The organism is Microcoleus sp. AT8-A3, from assembly GCF_036705675.1.
GTDB lineage: Bacteria > Cyanobacteriota > Cyanobacteriia > Cyanobacteriales > Microcoleaceae > Microcoleus.
This window is the reverse complement of record NZ_JAUBVD010000074.1, coordinates 21,432-27,467: the sequence shown is the minus strand read 5'-3', so window position 1 is coordinate 27,467 and position 6,036 is coordinate 21,432. Positions and strand designations below refer to the sequence as shown.

Annotated in this window: 4 protein-coding genes; all 4 read right to left on the bottom strand. The window is 47.4% G+C overall.

Annotated features, from left to right (window positions below; genetic code table 11):
* Window positions 1–139: 139 nt before the first annotated feature.
* The 4 genes from QUB51_RS27105 to QUB51_RS27090 all read right to left on the bottom strand — a co-directional run bounded on the left by QUB51_RS27105 (window position 140) and on the right by QUB51_RS27090 (window position 6,007).
* Window positions 140–598 (bottom strand): phosphate-starvation-inducible PsiE family protein, encoded by a 459-nt coding sequence (locus QUB51_RS27105; protein WP_333056178.1) that lies wholly within the window; start codon window positions 596–598, stop codon window positions 140–142.
* Between the two features lie 361 nt (window positions 599–959).
* Window positions 960–1,268: an RNA recognition motif domain-containing protein gene (locus QUB51_RS27100; RefSeq protein ID WP_015179102.1), complete on the bottom strand. Its 309-nt coding sequence runs from the start codon at window positions 1,266–1,268 to the stop codon at window positions 960–962.
* A 623-nt stretch (window positions 1,269–1,891) separates the two neighbouring features.
* Window positions 1,892–4,063 (bottom strand): nitrate reductase, encoded by a 2,172-nt coding sequence (locus QUB51_RS27095; RefSeq protein WP_333056179.1) that lies wholly within the window; start codon window positions 4,061–4,063, stop codon window positions 1,892–1,894.
* A gap of 372 nt (window positions 4,064–4,435) precedes the next feature.
* A complete protein-coding gene (locus tag QUB51_RS27090) occupies window positions 4,436–6,007 on the bottom strand; it encodes a nitrate ABC transporter ATP-binding protein (RefSeq protein ID WP_333263447.1) in 1,572 nt (523 codons plus the stop codon).
* Window positions 6,008–6,036 lie beyond the last annotated feature (29 nt).

The following is a 6,036-nucleotide window of genomic DNA, read 5'->3' as shown; positions in this document are numbered from 1 at the left end:
GCCGTGTGCGGTGAAAGTCGCAAGCACGGTTTTGTAGGAGAGATGGTAGGGGACACTCTGCCATCGACTCTCTAACCGCTCGACCGGATATGATATTAGTTATTAACAATGCCCAATCCCCAATTCCCAATTTCCAATATTAATCATTTCCTTTATTTGTATACCGCACTATCAAGTAGCTGATGGAAAGCGCGAAAATTGCAGTCGCCAAACCAATCAAGTCGGCTGCGGTTTTTTTTTCCAAGTCAAGAATAATGATTTTTCTAGATACTGCTATCAAAGAAGTTACAATAACCAGCTCAACTTGAATTACGTGCTTTTTCAGATAAGCTGTAATATTTTCCAATATTTCCAATGCAATTAAAACATTTAAAAATAACCCAAATATCACAAACAACGTGTCTTTTAAAAAATTATCAGTGTGGTTTGCCAATTCTTGTGCTAAAAAAATCACCAAATCGGCAACGCTGACGATAATTACCAAAATCATCGCCAGTGATAAAACTTTCGATATTATTACTTCTACACTTTCTGTAAAATGCAGAAAATTTTCATCATTGCTTAACTTCGCAATTTGCCTAAATATTTTTTTCAGCATACCAGTGATTTAGTCATCATTTTTGATGATTTTGTCATTTTTCGGTACGCTTTGCAAGCGCAAAACTCTCTGATTGCCTGGTTTCACGGTGGCAACCCGGGCACTGGGGAAGGCGACTCTCTCTGCCTGTTATATTTTATAGTTTTTCGTGTCAGCTAGGAATCGATCGCACGCGATGAACTCCTGCTTAATAAATTTTTGCCATAAAAAAGCCTCAAACTATTGTCTAGCAATATTTTGAGGCTTTTAAGGCGCGGTGCTAATACTGAACTAACTATCTATTCTCAACAGAGAATGATGGTTGACTCCCAGCTTGCTCCGACGCAATATAGAAGATAGCTAAAAATTTAGCTCGGGTGGTTTAGTAGCGACGAGAATTGCCACCGCGATCGTTGTTACCCCAGTTACCGCCGCCACTAGGACGTTCTTCACGGGGTTTTGCTTTGTTGACTTTGAGGTCGCGACCCATCCACTCAGCACCGTCAAGAGCCTCAATGGCTGCGGCTTCTTCGGCTTCAGTAGACATTTCTACAAAAGCGAAGCCCCGCATCCGACCTGTTTCCCGGTCAGCAGGCAACTGAACGCGCTTTACTGTACCGTACTCTCCAAAAGTTTGGTTGAGGTGCTCCTGCGTTACTTCGTAGGATAAATTGCCGACATAGATTGACATTGAACATTCTCCAGAATCAGAGGGTGTAGAGATTTAAATCCGGAGGAACGCCGATCGAACGAACTGTACTGCCGAAAATAAAGCCTTGTAAAAAAATCATAGCACCTATAGGTGCAAACTGCAATTGTCTGACTCAATTAATTAAAAATAAGGTAGAAGGCCTTCGCCAGAAGGCATTCTGCGGAAGGAAAAACTCCCAATCAAGAAGGAACAACTCAGAATAAATAAATTTAATATAAATTTAATTTTCCTTGTTTCCGGGCTCTGCCGGGGAAACGCTGTTTTTAGGCTGCGTAATGGCATAACGATTTTAGGTTTTAGATATGGGATTTGGGATTTAAGATTTATGTGTAGGGTATGTCCGGGTTCAAAATTGCTCGATCGAGAGAGGTTGTTATCCTAAAAACGGATACAAGCCCCGGACTCCTGTCGCCAAGAGTGCAAAATTTTAGACTCTTGTTCAAGATCCCAGATTCATCTGTGGAGTAAATCTCCAATCTTTCAACTGAGGGCGATTGACTCAGAGATCCCCGAACGTCAACCACGTTCTTCCCCATGTCGATCGCCCGCTGGTTCCCGCTCGTTCGGCGGTGATGTGTAGCATCCCGTCGTTCGATGGCAGCTCAAGAAGTGACGGCGAGGGTGGATTTTTGCCAATTAAATTCCTCAACTTCTGCGACAGTTTCTGCCCCAACCAGCACCAACTGCACCGCACAAGCTTTTAACTCAGGCTGTTTGGAATCTGGACAGCTTGCAGCATGAGTCATGGCATTGGCTTCAGCGCCTTCGGCCCACAGAGAACCCCAGTGCATCGGTACAAATAGCGTACCTGGGGCGATCGCCTTTGTGACTTTTGCCGGAAACTGCGCCTTGCCGCGGCGCGATCGAACTTCCAGCAAATCCCCCTCCTTAATCTGCAATTTGGCAGCATCACGGGGGTGAATTTCCAAAAACGGATCGGGGTGCAATTGATTAATTTTCTCTGTTCTCCCCGTCCGCGTCATCGTGTGCCAGTGTCCGTAAAGTCTCCCTGTCGTCAACACAAACGGATAATTCGGATCGGGAGGTTCTGCCAGTCCCCGCGAGTGATAGGCCGAAAATCTTGCCCGCGCGTCAGGAGTGTGAAAACGCCTGTCTGTATACAGCCGTTTCGCTTCGTTCGCTGGATGCACAGGCTCGTTTTCCCGGCAAGGCCACTGCTGCGGCCCTTCTTGGCGGATGTATTCGTGGCTCAGGCCGGTCATATCGCAAGGCTGGCCCCGCGTCAACTGCACGTACTCATTAAAAACCTCCGCACTGTTCTCGAAAGCAAAGTGTTGGGCAAAACCCAACCGCCGTCCCACCTCGGCGAAAATGCTCCAGTCGTCGCGGGCTTCCCCGGAGGGAGTGTCGAAACCGGGACAAAAGGTAACGCGGCGTTCGGAATTGGTCATTACTCCGGTTTTTTCGCTCCACTGCGTTGCCGGCAGCAGGATGTGAGCGTAGGCGGAGGTTTCAGTGGGATAGTAAGCTTCTTGATAAATAGTAAAGGGCGATCGCAGCAAAGCGGCTTTCGTGCGTTCCAAATCCGGCATACTCACCACCGGATTAGTAGCTGCAATCCACAGCAACTCAACTTCGCCAGTTTCCAAACCGGTGATCATATCCCAAGCTGTGCGGCCTGGATTCGGGGAAATACTTCCCGGTGCGATTCCCCAAAATTCCTCGACTTGGGTTCTGTGTTCAGCATTTTTCACAAATCGGTAGCCTGGGAGCAAGTGAGACAGTCCTCCCGCTTCCCGCCCTCCCATCGCGTTTGGCTGGCCGGTGAGGGAAAACGGGCCGCATCCCGGTTTGCCAATTTGACCGGTCATCAAGTGCAAATTAATCAGCGATCGCACCTTTGCCGTGCCTTCCGACGACTGATTTATTCCCATCGACCACAGAGACAAAACGCGCTGCGACTGTTCCCAGTAGTTTGCCGCCGTTTCTAACTCGCCCACAGTAATGCCGCAGCGCGAGGCTACAAAATCCGGCGTGTAGCTGCTAATAACCTCAGCAAAAGCTGAAAAATTCGCCGTGCATTCTTCAATAAACTCAGAATCTATTGCTTGCCTGCGTAACAGCAAATATGCAATTCCATTAAGCAAATCTATATCGGTACCCGGTTTAATTGCTAAGTGCAAATCCGCCGCTTCCGCAGTCGGAGTCCGCCTTGGATCTACCACAATCATTTTGACATGGGGATGCTTTTTGTGGTATTTTGCTAATCGATTGAATACGATGGGATGGCATTCCGCTGTATTGCTACCAATAATAAAAGCGCAATCTGTTAATTCTAAATCGTCGTAACAGCAAGGCGGCCCATCCGAGCCAAAGCTTTGAACGTATCCAGAGACTGCTGAAGACATACACAAGCGAGAATTAGCATCAAAATTATTAGTACCCAGACAACCTTTCAGTAGTTTCTGGGCAATATAATAATCTTCTGTTGCGAATTGACCCGAACCGTAAACACACAAAGCATCGGGGCCACTGGTGCTGCGAATTGTTTGGATGCGGTTAACAATTGCATCGAGAGCTTCGTCCCAGCTAGCGCGGCGGAAGGGTTGGTCGAGAGTATCTCGCATCATCGGATACATTAGCCGATCGCTCCGAATAGACTCTGCTACGGTTGCTCCCTTAATACAAACCATGCCCTGACTCGATGGGTGATTGCGATCGCCCCGCACTTTCCAACTTTGTTTTTTGTCGGCAACAACTTCTAGACCGCAACCTACACCGCAGTATGGGCAAAGAGTTTTTATAGTTTCCATCTGGTGATTTTAGATGCTAATTTTTGAAAGCTAATGGGTAATTGGTAATTCGTCATTATAGTCGGAACTGAGAGCTCCTGCAAATAATGTTTTAATCATTACTAACTTACCGCAAAAATGCTTCACAGCAACGGACAATACCCTGACTTAAAATAAACCGCTATCTTCTAAAACTCGCGAGCCATCGGGTTTGTAGTCAGTGGATATTCGCTCCTAAATACCTCTCTAACAGAGGTACTCCTGCCCTAAATCTTGTCACCCCACCTAGGGGAGCGAGGAAGAATTGTTGCAGGACTCAAACAGCGCGCCGATACTACTTTTGACCTTGTTGTTGATAGCAATCTGAGATTTAGTGGGCGAGTATTATGTCGCCTATTTCTGTGTTTTAACTTCTAATACGCCTCCGTTGCTGGGGCTAAAAGTTACTTGGAATTCAGCAGTTTTTTCAGCAGCGCCTGCTGTGGCACCGGCAGGAGTTTGCAAAACCGGCAGAGGAGTTTCTTTGACGAAATCTTTAGCTGCTTTATTTGTGGGATCGAACTGTAGGATATCGCCGTTTTGTTTTACTTTGACCCGATAAGTCAAGCTTTCGGTAAATGTCGGAGTTGTTCTCCATTGTTGGTCGATTTGTGCATACAACTTCTGTCCGATCGCATCGAGTTCGGCTTGGTCAGAAATCTGTGATGTGGCAGCAGCAGCGATGGGTGCAGGACTTGCAGCAGCGATGGGTGCAGGACTAGGATTCGGTGCGATCGAACTTGCTGCGATTGGCGGGCTGGGGGGAGAACTCACAATCGCCCCGGCAGTCGGCGCCGGAGGTGCAGTTTCTGCTAGTTTCGCTTGCTTTAGCTGGCTGGAAACAACCGACATATTGACCGCAGCTAAAGTAAACATTGCGACGAACCACGAGGCTGCCAGGATGCCACGTTTGATCGACGAGGCTTCTGAGGGTTCGGCAGCGTGAGACACAAAAGGTGCAGGTGCAAGAGGCCTATCAGCAACCGCAGGCTTTTTGCTAGCAGGTAATGGCATCGGTAGCGCGACGGCTTCTGTCTCCGAGTCCGTTTCTTCACCTTCTTCGTGGTGGGCGTAGCGAGAAAACAGGAACTCCAAAGCAAAGTTACGCAGTTCGTAGTATTTCGGGTCTTCCATAATCCGCGCCCGGTTGCGGGGACGGCTGAACGGAATGTGCATATCTTCGCCGATGGAAGCTGCTGGCCCGTTGGTCATCATCACGATGCGATCGGCCAAAAACAAAGCCTCATCAATATCGTGAGTAATCATAATGACGGTAATTTTTTCCTGCCGCCAAATTTTCAGCAATTCTTCCTGCAACTCTTCCCTGGTAATCGGGTCCAGAGCTCCGAAAGGTTCGTCCAAAATCAACAGTTTGGGACGAGTTGCCAGGGCTCTGGCGATCGCCACCCGCTGTTTCATCCCCCCGGACAATTGGCCCGGTCTTTTGTGACAAGCTTCGGTCAGCCCCACTAATTCCAAGTGTTCCTTGACGATCGTATTGTGTTCGTCTGCGGACTTTTCCGGGTAAACATTTTCAACGCCGAGGTGAATATTTTCTGTAGCAGTCAGCCATGGTAGTAGCGAGTAGTTTTGAAACACGACCATGCGATCGGGGCCTGGTTCAGTAATCTGCGAACCTTCCAGGGCTACTTCTCCGTTTGTCGGCCCGTTGAATCCCGCGATCATATTCAGCAAAGTTGATTTGCCACAGCCAGAGTGACCTATCAAACAAATAAATTCGCCTTCATTAATAGTCAGGTTTACACCGTCGAGAACGACGTAAGGGCCTTTAGGAGTTTCGTAGACTTTCGATACGTCTTTAATAGTAAGAAAGTCTTGCTTTGGCGTTTGAATTTTGGTTGTTTGGGGAGTTTTGAGAGTTTGCATATTTTCAGGATTTGGATTTTGGGTTGATGAATTAGACATGACAAATTTCGATTGAGAATTTGAAATTA